The 17,851-nt window shown below is 69.6% G+C and carries 17 protein-coding genes; 11 read left to right on the top strand and 6 right to left on the bottom strand.

What is annotated here, in order from left to right:
• The 3 genes from ACHZD8_RS15105 to ACHZD8_RS15095 all read left to right on the top strand — a co-directional run.
• Positions 1–848, top strand: an 848-nt coding sequence (locus ACHZD8_RS15105; protein WP_394771250.1) for a carbohydrate ABC transporter permease, incomplete at its 5' end; no start/stop codon positions are given.
• A complete protein-coding gene (locus tag ACHZD8_RS15100; protein ID WP_394771249.1) occupies positions 845–1,798 on the top strand; it encodes a carbohydrate kinase family protein in 954 nt (317 codons plus the stop codon). The genes ACHZD8_RS15105 and ACHZD8_RS15100, both read left to right, overlap by 4 nt.
• Positions 1,795–2,727, top strand: a complete 933-nt coding sequence (locus ACHZD8_RS15095) for a 1-phosphofructokinase family hexose kinase (RefSeq protein WP_394771248.1) — start codon at positions 1,795–1,797, stop codon at positions 2,725–2,727. The genes ACHZD8_RS15100 and ACHZD8_RS15095 overlap by 4 nt, the downstream gene beginning before the upstream one ends.
• On the opposite strand, the gene ACHZD8_RS15090 is transcribed toward ACHZD8_RS15095, so the two are convergent.
• Together ACHZD8_RS15090 and ACHZD8_RS15085 are read right to left on the bottom strand one after the other, a co-directional pair.
• Entirely contained in the window at positions 2,724–3,710 is a 987-nt protein-coding gene (locus ACHZD8_RS15090) for an NAD-dependent epimerase/dehydratase family protein (RefSeq protein ID WP_394771247.1), read from the bottom strand. The genes ACHZD8_RS15095 and ACHZD8_RS15090 overlap by 4 nt on opposite strands.
• 2 nt (positions 3,711–3,712) lie before the next feature.
• Positions 3,713–4,147 carry a MarR family winged helix-turn-helix transcriptional regulator gene (locus ACHZD8_RS15085; RefSeq protein WP_394771246.1) on the bottom strand — a complete coding sequence of 145 codons (435 nt, stop codon included), beginning with the start codon at positions 4,145–4,147 and terminating at the stop codon, positions 3,713–3,715.
• Positions 4,148–4,210: 63 nt separating this feature from the next.
• Between ACHZD8_RS15085 and ACHZD8_RS15080 the strand changes: the two genes are divergently transcribed.
• Positions 4,211–4,417 (top strand): hypothetical protein, encoded by a 207-nt coding sequence (locus ACHZD8_RS15080; protein WP_394771245.1) that lies wholly within the window; start codon positions 4,211–4,213, stop codon positions 4,415–4,417.
• A 22-nt stretch (positions 4,418–4,439) separates the two neighbouring features.
• Here the strand turns inward: ACHZD8_RS15080 and ACHZD8_RS15075 are convergent, their stop codons facing one another.
• The 3 genes from ACHZD8_RS15075 to ACHZD8_RS15065 form a co-directional block, all read right to left on the bottom strand.
• Positions 4,440–5,096: an HAD hydrolase-like protein gene (locus tag ACHZD8_RS15075; protein ID WP_394771244.1), complete on the bottom strand. Its 657-nt coding sequence runs from the start codon at positions 5,094–5,096 to the stop codon at positions 4,440–4,442.
• A 325-nt stretch (positions 5,097–5,421) separates the two neighbouring features.
• Positions 5,422–6,117 carry an endonuclease NucS gene (gene nucS, locus ACHZD8_RS15070; RefSeq protein ID WP_147784379.1) on the bottom strand — a complete coding sequence of 232 codons (696 nt, stop codon included), beginning with the start codon at positions 6,115–6,117 and terminating at the stop codon, positions 5,422–5,424.
• 9 nt (positions 6,118–6,126) lie between these two features.
• Positions 6,127–7,383: an MFS transporter gene (locus ACHZD8_RS15065; RefSeq protein WP_394771243.1), complete on the bottom strand. Its 1,257-nt coding sequence runs from the start codon at positions 7,381–7,383 to the stop codon at positions 6,127–6,129.
• 89 nt (positions 7,384–7,472) lie between these two features.
• Here ACHZD8_RS15065 and ACHZD8_RS15060 point away from each other — a divergent pair, with 89 nt between their 5' ends.
• The 7 genes from ACHZD8_RS15060 (at position 7,473) to ACHZD8_RS15030 (ending at position 17,301) form a co-directional block, all read left to right on the top strand.
• Complete coding sequence (locus tag ACHZD8_RS15060) at positions 7,473–8,537, top strand: LacI family DNA-binding transcriptional regulator (protein WP_394771242.1); 1,065 nt, start codon at positions 7,473–7,475, stop codon at positions 8,535–8,537.
• A 51-nt stretch (positions 8,538–8,588) separates the two neighbouring features.
• Entirely contained in the window at positions 8,589–9,494 is a 906-nt protein-coding gene (locus ACHZD8_RS15055; RefSeq protein WP_394771241.1) for an ATP-binding cassette domain-containing protein, read from the top strand.
• Positions 9,494–11,101, top strand: a complete 1,608-nt coding sequence (locus ACHZD8_RS15050; protein ID WP_394771240.1) for an ABC transporter permease — start codon at positions 9,494–9,496, stop codon at positions 11,099–11,101. Before ACHZD8_RS15055 ends, ACHZD8_RS15050 begins: the two co-directional genes overlap by 1 nt.
• Positions 11,101–11,556 (top strand): GbsR/MarR family transcriptional regulator, encoded by a 456-nt coding sequence (locus ACHZD8_RS15045; protein ID WP_394771239.1) that lies wholly within the window; start codon positions 11,101–11,103, stop codon positions 11,554–11,556. The genes ACHZD8_RS15050 and ACHZD8_RS15045 overlap by 1 nt, the downstream gene beginning before the upstream one ends.
• Positions 11,557–11,603: 47 nt before the next feature.
• Positions 11,604–13,583 carry a M13 family metallopeptidase gene (locus tag ACHZD8_RS15040; RefSeq protein WP_394771238.1) on the top strand — a complete coding sequence of 660 codons (1,980 nt, stop codon included), beginning with the start codon at positions 11,604–11,606 and terminating at the stop codon, positions 13,581–13,583.
• Complete coding sequence (locus ACHZD8_RS15035; RefSeq protein WP_394771237.1) at positions 13,577–14,485, top strand: serine hydrolase; 909 nt, start codon at positions 13,577–13,579, stop codon at positions 14,483–14,485. The genes ACHZD8_RS15040 and ACHZD8_RS15035 overlap by 7 nt, the downstream gene beginning before the upstream one ends.
• 434 nt (positions 14,486–14,919) lie before the next feature.
• On the top strand, positions 14,920–17,301 hold the full coding sequence (locus tag ACHZD8_RS15030) for a hypothetical protein (protein WP_394771236.1): 2,382 nt from the start codon (positions 14,920–14,922) through the stop codon (positions 17,299–17,301).
• Between the two features lie 451 nt (positions 17,302–17,752).
• On the opposite strand, the gene ACHZD8_RS15025 is transcribed toward ACHZD8_RS15030, so the two are convergent.
• The coding region (locus tag ACHZD8_RS15025; protein ID WP_394770894.1) for an integrase core domain-containing protein at positions 17,753–17,851 on the bottom strand (99 nt) is incomplete at its 5' end.

Raw genomic sequence — 17,851 nt, 5'->3', positions numbered from 1 at the left:
CCACCCGGGCCCGTCCGCCCGTGCGCAAGCGCCGTTCGCTGCCCTTCAACGGCTGGCACCTCTTCCTGTTGCCGGTGGGCGTTCTCTTCGCGATCCCGTTCGTGCAGATGTTCCTCACCTCGGTGACCCCCGCGTCGGAGATCAACAAGTTCCCGCCCCGCTTCATCCCCTCGGCGATCAGCTTCGACGGCTACGCGTCGCTCTTCGGCAAGTCGGACATCCTGCTCTGGCTCGGCAACACCCTCATCGTCTCGAGCTCCGCGATCGCCTCCCACCTCGTGCTCTGCTCGCTCGCCGGCTACGGATTCGCCCGGCTGAAGTTCCGAGGGCGGCACTTCGGGTTCTTCGCGGTGCTGGCCACCATCATGATCCCCACGCAGCTGCTCATGATCCCCACCTACATCCTGTTCTCCCGGGTGGGCCTCATCGACAGCCTCGGGGCGGCGATCGTGCCCTGGCTCGCCTCGGCATTCGGCATCTTCCTGATGCGGCAGTTCTTCCTCTCGCTGCCCGCCGAGCTCGAGGAGGCCGCGATGATCGACGGCTGCACCCGGCTGCAGGTGTTCTTCCGCGTGATCCTGCCGCTGGCGAAGCCGGCGCTCGCCACGCTCGCCATCTTCACCCTGCTCGGCTCGTGGAACGACCTGGTCTGGCCGCTCATCGCGATCAACAACGACCACGCGTTCACGCTGCAGCTCGGCCTCGCCAACTTCCAGGGCACGCGGCGAACGCAATGGTCGCTGCTCATGGCGGGTAACGTCGTTGCCACGCTGCCGCTCATCCTGTTCTTCCTGTTCGCCCAGAAGCAGTTCATCGCCACGATGACCTTCTCGGGACTCAAGGGGTGAGCGCGATCGAAGGGAATGCGATGCGAGTGCTCGTCGCCGGTGACGCCAACGTCGACCTCGTGCTTCGCGGAGACGTCGTGCCGCGGTTCGGCCAGGCCGAGCAGCTTCTCGACTCGGCCGACCTCACCCTCGGCAGCTCGGCCGGGATCGTCGCGCACGGTCTCGCCAGGCTCGGCGTGCCCACGGGGCTCGCGGCACGAGTCGGCGACGACGAGTTCGGCCGGCTCACCCTCGGCTGGCTCGCGGACGCCGGGGTCGACACCTCGACGGTCGCCGTCGATCCGAGCCTGCCCACCGGCCTCTCGGTGATCCTCTCGGCGCCGGCCGACCGCTCGATCCTCACCCTGCTCGGCACGATCCCCACGCTCACGGGCGACGACGTGCTCGCCGCGAGCGCCGGCTACTCGCACGTGCACTTCGCGTCCTACTTTCTGCTGGCCGGCCTCGCGGCCGAACTGCCCGCGGTGCTCGCGGAACTCCGGGCGCGCGGCATCACGACGAGCCTCGACACCAACTGGGATCCGGCCGAGCAGTGGGCGGGCCTCGGCGCGGTGCTTCCGCTCGTCGACTTCCTCCTGCCGAACCTCGAGGAGCTGCGGGCGATCGCGCTCTCGCTCGGTGGACGGTCCGGCGATTCCGATGAGGAGTGCGCCCTCTCCCTCGCCGCGTTGGGCCCGCTGGTCGTGGTGAAGGCCGGACGCGACGGCGGATGGTCGGTGGGCCGCGACGGAGCCGTCGTGTCCGCCGCCGGGCTCGTGCTCGATGTCGTCGACACCACGGGAGCCGGTGACAGCTTCGACGCGGGCTACCTCGCGGCCGTGGCCTCCGGAGTGCCGGACGAGGCGGAACGGCTGCGCTGGGCGACCGTCGCCGGATCGCTCTCGACCCGCGCCGCCGGTGGCTCGACCGCCCAGCCGGAGCGCGCCGAACTGCTCAGCCACCTGGCGTGATCACCCTCCTCGCGCTGGGCCCGTCGGTGGATGTCACCTACCTCGTCGACGAGTTCTTCGAGGGCGGCACCTTCCGGCCGACCGCCGTCTATCGGGCGGCCGGAGGCAAGGCCGTCAACGCCGCCCGGGCCGCCGTCACGATGAGGGCGGATGTCGCGGTGGTGGCCCCGCTCGGCGGCTCCGCCGGCCAGTTCATGCTCGACGACGCCGTCGCGGCGGGCATCCGGCTGGTGCCGGTCTGGGCGACCGCCGAGACGCGAACCTGCATCTCCATCTCCTCTGCCGCGAGCGGGCTGCTCACCGAGCTCTACGAGCAGCCGTCCGCGATCAGCGGAGACGAGCTGGCGCGACTGCACGAGGTCGCGGACGGGCTGCTCGCCGAGCGCCCGGGGTGGTTCGCGATCTCGGGCGGCATCCCGGCATCCGTGCCCATCGGCGACCTGGGCGCCCTCATCGAGCTCGCGCACTCGCGGGGGAACCGCGTGGCCGTCGACAGTCACGGCCCGGCGCTCGCCGCCGCCCTGGTGGCCGGGCCGGAGTTGCTCAAGGTCAATCGGGCCGAGGCGGCCGAGGCCCTGGGGATCGAGCCGCAGGCCGATGCGTTCGACGGCGTGTTCGGGATGGCCGAGCGGCTTCGCGCCATCACGGGCGGCACCGTCGTGATCACGGATGGCGTGGCCGGGTCGTACGCGGTCGACGAGCGGGGGCGTCAGCGGGCCGAGTGGTCCGGCGACTTCGGGCGGTATCCGGTGGGCAGCGGCGACAGCTACCTCGGCGGGTTGCTCGCGTCGCTCGACGCCGGCCGAACCCTCACGGACTCGCTCCGGCTCGCGGCGGGCTGCGCCACCGCGAACGCGCTCGTGCCGGGCGCCGGTCGATTCGCCGAGCTCGACGCCCGGGCGATCGCCGACGAGGTCGTCGTCTCCTAGCCGGCCGCCGCGACCAGCCGGTCGTACAGCTCGTTGAGGCGCGGGTCGACGACCTGGTGCAACGGGTGCTCGTCGTGCCACTCGATGATCTCGCGGGCACCGAGCGCGAACGGGGTGGTCGCGACGTACCCGGGAACGAGCGACTTGACCTTGCTGTTGTCGAAGATCACGGAGTGGCTCCGATCGCCGAGATGGCCGCCGGCCTGGTCGGGGTCCGCCACCGCGAGGGCGTCGGAGGTCACGTGCACGATCTTCGGCTCGACCCCGGCCGCGGCGGCCATGGCCTCGGCGATCTGCGTCCAGGTGAGCACCTCGTCCGAGGTGATGTGCACGCTCTCGCCGATCGCCTGCTGGTTGCCGAGCAGGCCGACGAAGCCCTTGGCAAAGTCGCGGCTGTGGGTGAGCACCCAGAGCGAGGTGCCGTCCCCGTGCAGCACGATCGGCACGCCGCGGCGCAGCCGGTCGATCGCGGTCCAGCCGCCGGCGAGCGGGATGCTCGACGCGTCGTAGGTATGCGACGGCCGCACGATCGTGGCCGGGAATCCGGTGTCCCGATAGGCCGCGACGAGCAGGTCCTCGCAGGCGATCTTGTCGCGGGAGTACTGCCAGAACGGATTACGCAGCGGGGTCGACTCGGTGATCGGCAGGCGGGCCGGCGGCTTCTGGTACGCGGAGGCCGAGGAGATGAAGACGTACTGGCCGATCCGACCGGAGAAGAGGTCGATGTCCTGCTGCACGTGAGCCGTGCCGAAGGCGACGAAATCGACCACGATGTCGAACTCGAGGCGGCCAAGCGCGTCCCGAACCGAGTCGGCATCCCGCACATCGGCCTGCAGGGCCCGCGCGCCGGCTGGCACGGTGTGCAGCGAGCTCAGGCCGCGATTGAGCAGGGTGACGTCGAGGCCCTGGCGCACCGCGAGATCGCTGGCCTCCGAGCTGATGGTTCCGGTACCGCCGATGAACAGGACTCTGGGAGCAGACATCCCTACACCGTTGCCGCTGCGATGAGTTTCGTCAAGTCGTCTCGGATGCGCTCGAGCTCGGCCACCGGCATCCCGAGTCGTTCCACGATCTGGCCGGGCACCTTCTCCGCCTCGCTGCGCAGGGCGGCCCCGGCCGGGGTCAGCTGCACGGCGAGGGCTCGCTCGTCGCTCGCGCTGCGGGCTCGGGTGACGAGCCCGGCGGTCTCGAGTCGCTTGAGCAGCGGCGAGAGGGTCGCCGGCTCCAGCAGAAGCGTGGCGCCGATGTCGGTCACGGTGCGCGGACTCCGTTCCCAGAGGGCGAGCATCACGAGGTACTGCGGATGCGTGAGGCCGAGGGGCTGCAACACCGGGCGGTAGAGGGCGATCACGCTCCGGGATGCGGCGGCCAGGGCGAAACAGACCTGGCGGTCGAGGGCGAGGACATCGGGACTGGCCATGCATCGAGCATAGTTGAGATATGCGGAGTACACTGATGATTAGTGTACTTAGGAGTTTGGACAATGTCGAAGAGGCTTCCCTGGTGGGACCGGTTGAATGGCGCGCTCGTGCCCTACATCGGACCGCCCCCGCTCGGACCGTACGGCGAGGCCCCGCTGCCGGCGACCGGCCCCAAGCCCTGCCCGATGTGCGGGCGCCCGATGGACGAGCACGAGATTGAGCGCCGAGAGGGTCGGCCCACCCAGATCCACTGCCCGACCGCGGCCTGACGCACCCCCCGCGGCGTGGCCCCTATCCGAGCAGCAGCGCGCTGAGCTGTTCGGCCGTCTTCGCCACGGCGAAGGTTCCGACCTCTTCCACCTTCGAGCCGTAGCCCCACTTCACGAGGATCGTGGGCACCCCCTGCTCGGCGGCGCCCTCCACGTCGTGTTTGCGGTCGCCCACCATGATCGGGTTGGTGATGTCGGCGCCGAGGTGGCGCAGGCGCAGGAGTGCCTCCTCCACGACATCCGCCTTGCGGCTGCGCACCTCATCCGCCGAGGCGCCGGTGATCACGTCGAAGTACTTGGTGAGGTCGAAGTGGTTCAGCATGGTGATGGCCGGCAGCTCGGGCTTCGAGGTGGCCAGGGAGAGCTTGAGCGGGCTCCCGGCGATTCGCTTGAGCACGGCGGGGATGCCCGGGTACACCTTGCTGTCGAACACGCCGTTCTGCAGGTAGCGGCTGCGGTAGACCTCGAGCGCGCGCGCCGACTCCTCCGGTGTCATGAAGGCGAGATCGCGGAACGAGTCGAGGATGGGCGGCCCCACGTAGGCGAGCAGCTCGGCCGGTGTGGGGATGGGGCGACCCAACTGGGCGAAGGTCCAGGAGAGCGTCTCGGTGATGCCGGGAGCCGAATCGAGGATCGTCCCGTCGAGGTCGAACAGGATGCAGGTCCATTTCGTGGTCACTGTCCCAAGCCTAGGTGGCTCGGCCGGCTGTCTCGGTTGGGGCACTCTGGTTGTGCAGGACGGTCGCGCGGTGGGTCCCGCCTGACTCCGGTTGTGCAGGACGGTTGTGCATGACGCGGGCTGGGTGAACCGGTCCATCAGACTCCAGTTGTGCAGGACAGTAGTGCAGGACGGTGCCACCGAGGTGTCCTGCAGAACTGGAGTCTGTGGGGTGGGCGCCGGTGAGGCGAGGTGTCCTGCAGAACTGGAGTCTGTGGGGTGGGCGCCGGTGAGGCGAGGTGTCCTGCACAACGGGAGTGCGCGGGGAGAGCTGCGAGCGAGACGCTCAGAAGAGGCGGGAGTCGCTGTCGTCGAGACCGCGCATCGCGTCGTAGTCGAGCACGAGGCAGCGGATGCCCCGATCCTCGGCGAGGGTGCGTGCCTGGGGCTTGATCTCCTGGGCGGCGAAGACGCCGGCGACCGGGGCGAGGTGGGGGTCGCGGTTCATCAGCTCGAGGTAGCGGGTGAGCTGTTCGACGCCGTCGATGTCGCCGCGGCGCTTGATCTCGATCGCGACCGAGCGGCCATCCGCATCCCGCGCGAGAATGTCCACCGGGCCGATGGCGGTCATGTACTCCCGGCGCACCAGCCGGTGGCCGTCCCCGACGAGCTCGATCTGCTCGGCGAGCAGCTTCTGCAGGTGGGCCTCCACGCCGTCCTTCTGCAGTCCGGGGTCGATTCCGAGTTCGTGAGCGCTGTCGTGCAGGATCTCGTGGATCGAGATCACGAGCAGGTCGGCCGTCTTCGCCTGGCTGATCTTCCAGATTTCGGCGACGCCGGCATCCGCCTGGTCGGCGTCGGGCTCGATGGTCGACACCGTGCACGGCGGGCTCATCCAGTTCAGAGGCTTGTAGGAGAGCGAATCGGAGTGCACGAGAACGCTGCCGTCCGCCTTCAGCAGCAGCAGGCGGGTCGCGAGGGGGAGGTGCGCGCTCAGCCGGCCGGCGTAATCGACGGAACAACGGGCAATGACAAGGCGCACCCGACGAGCCTAACCGGCGCTGCGCGCCCCGTGCGACTCGCGCGCGGCCCCGGATGCGAACCCCGCCACTGCCACCAGCACGAGCACCACGAGCAGCGCGTGCAGCAGGCCGAAGTGCTCGCCGAGGAACCCGATGAGCGGCGGGCCGACCAGGAAGGCGAAGTACCCGATGGTCGCCACCGCGCTCACGCGGGCGGCCGCCGTCTTCGGATCGTCGGCCGCCGCGGACATGCCCACGGGGAAGCCCAACGCCGACCCGAGACCCCACAGCACGACGCCGGCGATCGCGACCCACTCGTTGGGCACGAAGATGAAGATCACCAGGCCGAGGGCCGCCAGGGCGGACGACCAGCGGAGCACCGGCACCCGGCCGAAGCGGTCGAGCAGCTTCACGCCCGCGAGCCGGCCGATCGTCATGGCGCTCACGAAGACGCCGAACACGATCGCGCCGGTGGTGTTGTTCACGCCGTGCCCGTCGACCATGGCGAGTGCGAGCCAGTCGTTGGCCGAGCCCTCGGTGAACGCCATCCCGAGCACGATGAGCCCGATGATGAGGGTGCGCGGGTCGCGCCAGATGCTCAGGCGTCCGCGCCAGCTCTTGGAGTGGTCGTCATCCGGGACCGGCACGGCGTCGTCCTCCACGATGTGCTCGGACTGCATGAACCGCACCGCGGTGATCGCCGCGGTCGCGATGATGAGAGCGACGATTCCGGTGTGCACCGCGATCGGCAGGTGGACGAGCTCCGCGAGGGCGCCGAGTCCGGCCCCCACCATCGTGCCGAAGCTGAAGAAGGCGTGGAAGATCGGCATGATGGCCCGCCCGAGAACCCGCTCGTTGGCGGCGCCGATCACATTCATCGACACGTCGGTGATGCCGAAGCACGCCCCGAAGACGGCGAGGCCGATGAAGGTCAGCACGTAGTTGGGGCCGACGGTCGCGCCCACCCCGGCGACTGCGAAGCCGATCGAGGCGATCGTGAGGCAGGAGGCGATGGTGAGCCGAGCGCCGAACCGGGCGATGATGTGGCTGGAGCCGAGGAGCCCGATGATCGAGCCGGCGGCGATTCCGAAGATGAGCAGGGCCATCTGCAGCGTCGAGGCCTGCAGCGAGTCGCGCACCGCCGGAACGCGCGACACCCAACTGGCCATGGCGAGACCGCAGAGCCCGAACACGACGAAGATCGCGTTGCGCCACGCCACCACCTGGGCACGGCTGAGACCGCCGGCGTAGGTGCTGCGCTGGGCTGGCCGGGTGGGTTGGGGCATGAAATTCCAGTGTCAGGGTCGGTGCGGGCGGAGCCGGAAGCAGGGGGTGAATCGACTCAATCGAATCGATTCGACTAAGCTACCAAGGCATGAGCGGCAAAGCAACCACCGGGCAGGCGAACGAACGCCCCACTCTGGCCGCGGTGGCGCGACTCGCCGGGGTCTCGGCCTCCACCGCGTCCCTCGCGTTCAGCGGGGCCGGCCCGGTGTCCGCCGCCACCCGCGCCAGGGTGCTCGCCGCCGCCGAACGGCTCGACTATGCGGGCCCCGACCCGCGCGCCCAGTCGCTGCGGCGCGGTCGCTCCGGCATCATCGGGGTCGTCATCGAGGACCGGCTGAGAGACGCGTTCCGCGACCCGGTCAACATCGCGATGCTCGATGGCCTCGCCGATGAGACCGGCCCGCTCGGCAACGGCCTGCTCCTGCTCACGGACACTGGCGATGGATCCGCGACGATCGCGACCGCGCCGGTGGACGCCGTCGTTCTGATCGGATGCAGCACCCGCCTCGCCGAGAAGGTGGCGGTGTTCCGCCAGCGGGGCGTCGCCCTCGTCGCCATCGAGGCGGAACCCATGCCGGGGGTTCTCGCGATCGACCTCGACAATCGGGAGGCGACCCGCCGGCTGGCGCGGCACCTCGAGCGGCTCGGGCACGGACGGGTCGCGATGGTGACCCTCCCGCTGGACGACGCGAGGAGCCGCGGCGAGCTCACCGCCGAGCGCGAGAGCACGGGGTTCGTCGCCTCCGAGCGGATTCGCGGCGCGCGCGACGTGTTCCCGGCCGCCCGGGGCTGGGTCTCGGCCGGCAGCTTTATCGAGGAGGGTCTGCTCGCCGGCCTCGCCCTCCTGGCCGATCCGGTCACCCGCCCGACCGCGGTCATCGCCCAGAGCGACCTGCTGGCCGTGGGGGTGATCCGGGCGGCAGAGCAGCTGGGAATCGGCATCCCCGGGGAGCTGAGCGTGGTCGGGTTCGACGGCGTGCGCGTCGACGGGATCGCTCCCCTCGACCTCACCACCATGCGCCAACCGGCGGTCGAGAAGGGGAGGGCAGCCGGCCGTGGGCTGATCGAGATGCTCGCCGGTCGGCCGGGTGAGCCGGTCTCGTTCACGAGCGAGTTCCACCCCGGCAACACCACGGCGCCGCCCCGGGACTAGGCCGACGTTTTGATGATTCACAAAGTTGTGAATCAGGCGTAATGTGCCGCCATGACCGCAACGATCGAGGCCTCGGGCCTCGCGAAGAACTTCGGACGGGTTCACGCCCTGGACGGGCTCGACCTCTCGGTGACGGAGGGCGAGGTGCACGGCTTCCTCGGCCCGAACGGGGCGGGCAAATCCACGACCCTGCGCATCCTGCTCGGCCTGATCAAGGCGACGAGCGGCGACGTCTCCGTCCTCGGACTCGACCCCTGGGCGGATGCGGTGCGCGCGCACCGGGACATCGCCTACGTGCCGGGGGACGTCAACCTCTGGCCCAGCCTCACCGGAGGCGAGGCGATCGACCTGCTCACCTCCCTGCGCGGGGGTGCCGACCCGGCGCTGCGCGCCCGCCTCATCCGGGACTTCGACTTCGATCCCCGCAAGAAGGGGCGCAGCTACTCCAAGGGCAACCGGCAGAAGGTGGCGCTCATCGCAGCCTTCGCCCGCCCGGCGCGGCTCTACGTGCTCGACGAGCCGACGAGCGGACTCGACCCCGTGATGGAGGCCGCGTTCCGGGGCGAGATCGATCGGGTCAAGGCAGACGGCGCCACGGTGCTGCTGTCGAGCCACATCCTGAGCGAGGTGGAGGAGCTCTGTGACCGGGTCACGATCATCCGCGCGGGAAGGACGGTGGAGACGGGCACTCTCACCGAGCTCCGCCACCTCACCCGCACGAGCTTCCGGGTGACCACCCTCACCGATGCCGCGGCGATGACCGCGATCGCCGGTGTGCACGACGTGCGGCGCGAGGCCGACCACCTCGTCTTCGACGCGGACACGGATGCCCTGCGCCCGGTGCTGCAGGAGCTCGCCGCCATCGGCGTGGCCGGCCTCACCGTGTCGCCGCCGTCGCTCGAGGAGCTGTTCCTGCGCCACTACGGCGACGAGCGCGCGCGAGAGGTCGCGAACTGATGCTCAGGCTGCTTCGCGCCCAGGCGCGGCGGGATCGGTGGCAGCTCGCCAGCTGGATCCTCGGGATCGGCCTGCTCGCCGTCGGAAGCGCTGCGGCCGTCGTGCAGGAGTTCGGCGACACCACCCAGCGGGCGGCCCTGCTCATCCTGGCCTCCGGCAACCCGGCCCTGCTCGCGGTGCGCGGAACTCCGGACGGACTCTCCACCGGCTCCGTCATCTTCTTCGAGATCTTCACCTTCCTGGCCGTGCTCGCCGCGTTGATGAGCACCTTCCTCACGGTTCGGCACAGCCGGGGCGACGAGGAGCAGGGACGCACGGAGCTCGTCGGCGGAACCCCGGTGAGCCGGTCGGCCGCCCTCGGCGCCACCCTCTGGCTGGCGGCACTCGCCAACGTCGCCGTCGCGATCGTCGTGACCGCCGGCTTCGCCGCGACCGGCCTGCCGCTCGGCGGGTCCGCTCTCACCGGCCTCGCGACCGGCGGCACCGGCCTCGCGTTCTGCGGAATCGCGGCCGTCGCGGCCCAGGTCTGCCGCACCTCGCGGGCCGCCAATTCGCTGGCCGGCACGCTCGTGGGCCTCGCCTTCGCGCTGCGGGCCTTCGGCGACGCGACCGGCGCGGTGTCGGAGGGGGGACTGCGGGTGACGAGCGCGTGGCCATCCTGGCTGTCGCCGATCGGCTGGGGCCAGCAGGTGCACGCCTTCGGCCACGAGTCTGCAGCCCCGCTGCTTCTGCAGCTCGCCGTGTTCGTGGTCGCGGGCGCTGGGGCGCTCGCCGCGGTGCGCCGCCGCGACCTGGGCGCCGGCCTCGTCGGTGACCGCTCGGGCCGCGCCACGGCCGGCCATACGCTCACCGGCACGCTCGGGCTGGCCTGGCGCCTCCAGTACAGCGCCGTCATCGGCTGGGCGGCGGGGGGCGCCCTCCTGGGGCTCTTCGCCGGCGGCCTCGCGGATGCCGCGGTCACGGCCGTGCAGGAGAACCAGGCCCTCTCGGCCACGGTGCGCAGCCTTCTCAGCGGCAGCACGTCGAGCCTGCTCGACACCTTCGTGGCGGCGATCATGGCCTTCCTGGGCGTGCTTGCGGCGGGCGCGGCCCTGCAGGCGGTGCTGCGGGTGCGCATCGAGGAGGCGGAGGGCCGGGCGGAGCTGCTGCTCTCCGGCGCGGTCTCGAAGACCAGGCTCCTTGTCGATTCCCTCGTCGTGGCGCTCGTCTCGATAGTCGCGGTGCTGCTCGCCGGTGGGGTGGTCGCCGGGTTCGCGTTCGCGGGTGCCGGGCATCCCGGCCGCTTCGGCTCGTCCATCGTCGCCGCGTTCGTGCAGCTGCCGGCCGCCCTCGTCTTCGTCTCGGTCACCGCCCTCGTCTTCGCGCTCCTGCCGCGGCTGACCATCGGCCTCGGCTGGGGACTGCTCGCCGTCGGCTTCGTGCTCGGCCAGTTCGGCGGGGTCTTCAAGCTCCCGGACTGGCTTCGTGACCTGAGCCCGTTCACCCACACGCCGATCGTGCCCGGTGACTCGGTGGACCTGGCGCCCCTCGCGGTGATGGTGGTGCTGTCGATCGTGGTCGCCGCGGCGAGCGTGCTGCTCGCCCGGCGCAGGGACCTGGTCACCTGATGCCGAGCGACGAGGTCGAGGAGTTCGCCGAGCAGATGGCGGCGACGCTCGCCGCGGCCGGGTTCCCCCGGATGGCGGCCCGCGTGATGATGGCCCTCATGACCGCGGAGTCCGGGCGGGCCACCGCGGAGGAGCTCTCACACCAGCTGGGGGCGAGTGCCGCGGCCATCTCGGGCGCGACCCGCTACCTGCAGTCGATGGCCATCATCCGGCGCCTCTCGATCCCCGGAACCCGCAAGCACCGCTACGAGTTGCCCGATCACGCCTGGTACGACGCGACGAGCTCGCAGGGCCAGCTCTACACCCACCTGATCGACCTCGCCGAGCGCGGCCTCTCGGCCATGCCGCCGGACTCGAAGGCGGCGCAGCGCACCGCCGAGATGGCGGACTACTTCCGATTCATGCGCGAACGCCTGCCGCTGCTGCTCGAGGAGTGGAAGGCGACCCGCGGCTGACCTTTTCGGGCCGGACAACCCGCCGCGAACGCTTAAGCTTGAGCCTCATGAGCGACGAAATGCCCTTCCCCTCCGGCATCCATCTCGACGAGCTGGACCCGACCGTGCGTCCGCAGGACGACCTCTTCCGGCACGTCAACGGCAAGTGGATCGAACGCACGGAGATCCCCTCGGACAAGGCGCGCTACGGCTCCTTCTACCTCCTCGCCGAGGAGGCCGAGAAGGCCGTGCGCGACATCATCGAGGAGGCCCAGTCGGCCGAGCCCGGCACCGAGGAGCGCAAGTTCGGCGACCTCTATGCGAGCTACCTGGACGAGGCGCGCATCCAGGAGCTCGGCGCGACCCCCCTGCACGCGGCGCTTGCCGATGTCGACGCGATCGACGATATCCCGTCGTTCCTGGTCGCCCTCGGCGTGCTCGAACGCCAGGGAGTGAGCGGATTCTTCCAGCTCTACATCGACAACGACCCGGGCAACCCCGAGCGGTACATCGCCCTCTTCGAGCAGGGCGGCCTCGGCCTTCCGGACGAGAGCTACTACCGCGAGGAGAAGTTCGCGGACATCCGCACGGCCTACCGCGCGTACCTGGAGAAGATGTTCGGCCAGGCCGGGGTGACGGAGGCCGCGGAGCGCGCCGCCCGTGTCTTCGAGCTCGAGACGACAATCGCGTCCGCGCACTGGGACAACGTCGCCACGCGGGACAGCGAGAAGACCTACAACCTCACCACCTGGCACGACGTCGTGAACCAGGCTTCCTCGGTGGCCAACGGTCCGGACCTGGGCCGCTGGCTCGACGCGCTGGACGCGCCGGCCGGCGTGTTCGATGAGCTCGTGCTGCGCCAGCCGTCGTTCCTCGACGGCATCGCCGCCGCGCTCGCCGCCGGCAATCTCGAGCGCTGGACCGACTGGCTGCGCTGGCAGGTGATCCGCTCATCCGCGGCCTACCTCTCCGACGACTTCGTCGAGGCGAACTTCGACTTCTACGGCCGCACCCTCACGGGCACCCCGGAGCTGCGCGCCCGCTGGAAGCGCGGCGTCTCCCTCGTCGAGGGCGCGATGGGTGAGGCGGTCGGCCGCATCTACGTCGACCGTCACTTTCCGGAGGCCGCGAAGACGAGCATGGACGTGCTCGTGGCCAACCTGGTCGAGGCCTACCGGCAGAGCATCGCGGCGCTCGGCTGGATGACGGACGACACCCGCGCGCGAGCCCTCGACAAGCTCGAGAAGTTCACGCCCAAGATCGGCTACCCGGTGAAGTGGCGCGACTACTCGAACCTCGAGATCCGGGCGGACGACCTCATCGCCAACGTGCGTGCCACCAGCGAGTTCGAGTTCCAGCGCGAGCTCGGCAAGATCGGCAAGCCGCTCGACCGCGACGAGTGGTTCATGACCCCGCAGACAATCAACGCCTACTACAACCCCGGCTTCAACGAGATCGTGTTCCCGGCGGCCATCCTGCAATTCCCGTTCTTCGACGAGGGTCGGGATGCCGCGGCCAACTACGGCGCGATCGGCGCGGTGATCGGGCACGAGATCGGCCACGGGTTCGACGACCAGGGCTCCAAGTACGACGGCGACGGACGGCTCACCGACTGGTGGACCGCGGACGACCGCGCGGCGTTCGAGAAGCTCACCGCGACGCTCATCGAGCAGTACAACGCGCTCGCCCCGCGCCAGGTGCCCGACCACCACGTGAATGGCGCCCTCACGATCGGCGAAAACATCGGCGACCTCGGGGGGCTCTCCATCGCGTGGAAGGCGTACCTGATCAGCCTCGACGGCGCGGAGCCACCCGTGGTCGACGGCCTGAGCGGAGCCGAGCGGTTCTTCCTCTCCTGGGCGCAGGCCTGGCAGCTCAAGTCGCGGGACGAGGAGGCGGTTCGACTCATCGCGATCGACCCGCATTCGCCCAATGAGTTCCGATGCAACCAGATCGTGCGCAACATCGACGCGTTCTATGAGACCTTTGGAGTGACAGAAGCCGATCAGCTGTGGCTCGATCCAGAAGAGCGCGTGACTATTTGGTAGTTGGTACGAGCGACAACCTACGTCGAGAGCGAATCCGAACCCCCCGTGTCGGTCGCCATCGCGGAGCCGCGGGAGCCGAGAGCTTCTCCGGCAGCTTCACCGCGCTCGGACAACTCGCCTACGCGGGTGCCCGGGTCTCCGCGCACGTCGTCGACCTGCGCAGCGGCGCCACCCTCGTCTCGATCGACGACCGGATCGTGCTGCCGACGGCGGGCATCGGCCAGGTGCTGCTGCTGATCGAGGTCTCGGCGCGGATCACCTCCCGCGAGCTTGGCGGCTACGGCATCCTCGACAAGACGCCGGGGGACGCGATCGGCGCCCCCGGCATCTGGCACCGGCTCCAGGCGCCGGCCCTGCCGGTCGCCGACCTCGCCGCACTCGTCGGTGCCACGAGCGACAGCCTCGCCACCAACGTGCTGTTGCGGCACATCGGGCTGGAGGCGGTACGCACGCGCACCGAGTCGCTCGGGCTCGCCCGCACGGCCCTGCTCGATCTGGCCCGCACGACGCGCGGCCCTGACGATGCCCCGCAAATGTCCGTGGCGTCCACGGCCGAACTCGCCTGGCTCTTCGCCACCCTCTCTCGGGGGGAGATCGTCGACCACGTCACGAGCGACCGCGTGCTCGGCTGGCTCGCGCTCAACGCCGATCTCTCGCTCGTGGCGAGCGCGTTCGGCCTCGACCCGCTCGCCCATCGCTCGACCGACCACGGCATCCGCGTCGTCAACAAGACCGGCGTCGACTTCGGCGTGCGCGCGGAGGCCGGGCTGCTGAGCGGCTCGAGGACCGGGGTGTCCTACGCCGTCACCGTGCAGTTCGCGGATGCGGATCTCTCGACGAGACTGCGCGTGATCGAGGCCATTCGCACGGTCGGCTACGACCTGCTCGAGTACGTGCACTGACCCCCACTTCGGGGTACGTGGGCTTCGAAGGCTCGGGGCAGATGGCCGAGAAATCCCATGAATGGCGGCGATTTTCGTTGCCTTGGCGCCGTAGACCGACGGATTCCGTCGAGACCGGTTCGGCGTGGCTGGACAGAAAGCGTTGTCCTCCAAAGGGGGGACCAACTAGGATCGCCCCAGGCACTTGAGCCTGTGGTAACCCGAGCCACCGACCGACCCGACTGTGCCTGCTAATTAAATAGGACGACCCACCCATGTCGCTTACCCGGCGGCCACGGCGATCCCCCGACGCCCGGCCTCATTCTGTCCTGCTCTTTTCCCCGAACACGAGCCCCCTTCGTAAGCGTCTGAGACGTGCTCTCGCCGCCTTCACCACGGCTGTGCTCGCCGTCGGCCTGGTCGCCGTGGGCGTCGCCGCGCCGGCATCGGCACAGATGAACCAGCCATCCGACTGGGTGACCCTGCCGGGCGAAGCCTGCGTCGATGTGGGCTACTCGACCGAGAATGCGGCGAGCAATCCCTACGTTCTTCCGGCAGCCATGCCCATCGGCCTGCCCGCCGGGGGCACATACTCCAAGGTCATCGTGAAGGCGGGGCACACCGGCACGAGCGTGCTGCACGAGAACACGGTGTACGCGCCCATCGAGGTCACCGGAACGACCGTGAAGTGGATCTATCGCGCCGCGCTGGTCGCGGGCGATGCCTTCGCGCACGACGAGAAGGGCAGCATCAGCCACGTGATCGTCTGCGCGATTCCGGCTCCGACCCCGGTCGCGCAGTGCATCCCCGATTCCGCCATCAGCTACACCTACAACCCCGCCGACAACTCGGGCATCGTGACCGTGGCCAACCCCAAGGGCTCGACGGGCGTGCTGTGCAAGCCGCTCTTCATCACCGCCACGAGCTGGAAGTACAAGCAGAACGCGGTGTGGGGTCAGACCCTCGACCTGGTGAACAAGGTGGCCATCACCACCCCGGGAACCTACCCGTACGCGGCCGCGGTGTCCTGCGGCCAGGGCGACATCTATGCCTCCCGAACCGCGTTCATCGAGCCGACTCCCGAGCTGACCGGGCCCCAGTCCTGGGAGAAGTTCCTGAGCGGGCTCGGATTCGCCACCAGCACCCCCGGAAACACCTACACGCAGCAGCCGACCAACTGCTACGGACTGGTCGTGCCGGTCGCACCGGCCCTCACGATGGCCTCGGCCTGTGGAGTGTACGGAACTGTGACGCCCGCGGTGACGGATGGCGTGCTGTACACCACGGTGTTCACCAAGGCGACCGGCGACTACACGGTCACCGCCACTCCCACCGCGGGGCACCACTTCGCCGGCTGGGAGACGTCGAAGGTGTGGTCGGGCACTGTCGGTGCGTACGTCGAGTGCGTGCTCAAGCCCGAAGTGTCGATTTCGACCGGCGAGTGTTACGCCGACACCGGGTATTCGAGCAAGACGGTTTCTGCCGTCTTCAACAACGTCGGGTCTAACGTCGCGGTGACGTTCACCGGCGCTGGCGTCTCCGAGACGGTTCCGGCCGGTCAGAGCAAGACGGTCCAGTTGAGCCCGGTCGGCAACGCCGGCGCGTCGCTCGTCTTCACCGCTGCGGGCCAGACCTTCACTCTCGCGGTGCCGGCGTTCGCCGACTGCGGTGCCGAGACCCACCCGAACGCCAGCGTCGCCGTCGGTGCGTGCGTCTACGACGAGAACGGCACCGCCGGATCGCGAAGCGTGGCGTTCACCTTCGACAACTCGAAGAGCAACCGTGCGGTCGACTTCGTCGTCGCCTCTCTGCCGCAGCTCAACCGCACGGTCGCGGCCGGCGCCACGGTCATGGTCACCGCGGCCGACGTGTCGGCCGAGGGTGGCAACTACACGGTGACCGCCGACGGGCAGACGTTCATGCTGCCGGTGCCGGCCTGCCCGGAGCCGACCAAGCCGGAGCCGGTCACGACCCACAGGGTCGTGGAGAGCGCTCCGGACTGCTCCACCGGCTCGGTGACCATCACGACCACCGACACGACCACCTCCTGGGTGTTCGACGGCGCGAAAGCGGAGTGGGTGCGCGGCGACGACATCGTCACCGTCGCGACCTCTGCCCGTGACCTGACCGAGGGCGAGGCGGCACACTGCCTCAGCATCCCGACCGACCCCACATCGCACGACCAGGTCTGCCTCTCGAATGACGAGTCGGCGACTCTCGTGGGCGGCTACATCTCGGTGGCGCTCCAGGCTGGTGTCAGGTACACCATCCACAACATGGCGGATGCGGACGCGACGAACGACATCGTCGCGACGACGGCAGACACCTCGCTCGAACCCGGCACCTACCGGGTGACCGCCGAGGCGCTGCCCGGATACACACTCGCGCCGTTCGAACCGTTCCCGCTCTACACGATCGCGAGTGCCGGCATCTGTGAGCAGCTGCCGTCGCACGCTCTCGCCGACGGTTCGGCCACGGGCACCGACCAGTCCTGCAGCGCGAACGCCCTGAAGAGCGGCTACATCACGGTGGCTCTCGACCAGGGGCTGTCGTACTTCATCGACGGGGTGGAGCTCACGTCGGCGGTGACCAACGAGAAGCCGGGAACGTACGTCGTGACCGGGGTCGCCCAGGACGGTTTCCAGTGGGACGGTGACCCGTGGACGATCGTTATCGCCGCGGCCGCCTCATCCTGCCTCACGGTGGTGACCGAGCTCAAGACGCTGGCCTTCACAGGGTTCACCGGCGGGGCGGGGTACGTGGGGCTCGCGGGCCTGATGCTGCTGCTCGGCGGGGCGCTGACCCTCTGGTCACGTCGCCGCAATGCGCGTCCGTAGCGTCTGACAGATAGTGGGACGGAGGGTCCCGTTCCCGGTCGAAAGACCGGGGGCGGGGCCCTCTTGCGTCTCGCGGCCTTACCCCTTGCCCCTTACCTCTCAGACGGGTTGTGCAGGACGGCGCCGCCGTCGAGGGGTGCCCGCCCCGCAGACTCCAGTTGTGCAGGACGGGTTGTGCAGGACGGCTCGGGCGGATAGCGAGGGCGAGAGGTGCCGAACCGACGGGAGCGTCCTGCAGGCCGGGACAATTCCGGTCCCCGCATTCCTGCCGTATCGTGCACAAACTGTCCTGCACACGCTGTCCTGCACAACCGGAGTCTGTGGGGTGGGTACCACGCCTCTGGGGCCCGTCCTGCAGAACACGGCCCGACCGACGCGGCCGACACCGCCAGAAGTTCGACGACGGCCACGTCGGGGTTCCGTCGCGCGTCGCGAAGCGGGCGGCTCGGGCCTAGGTGTACTGCCCAGGGAGGTTAGTTAACCGGCTGATGGGTGGTTTGCCTCCGATGGCGGTGTGGGGTCTGTGGTGATTGTAGTCATGGAGCCATGC

The sequence above is a fragment of the Lacisediminihabitans sp. genome, from assembly GCF_043726815.1.
In the GTDB taxonomy this organism is placed as follows: domain Bacteria; phylum Actinomycetota; class Actinomycetes; order Actinomycetales; family Microbacteriaceae; genus Lacisediminihabitans.
This window is presented reverse-complemented; position numbering and strand designations above follow the sequence as displayed.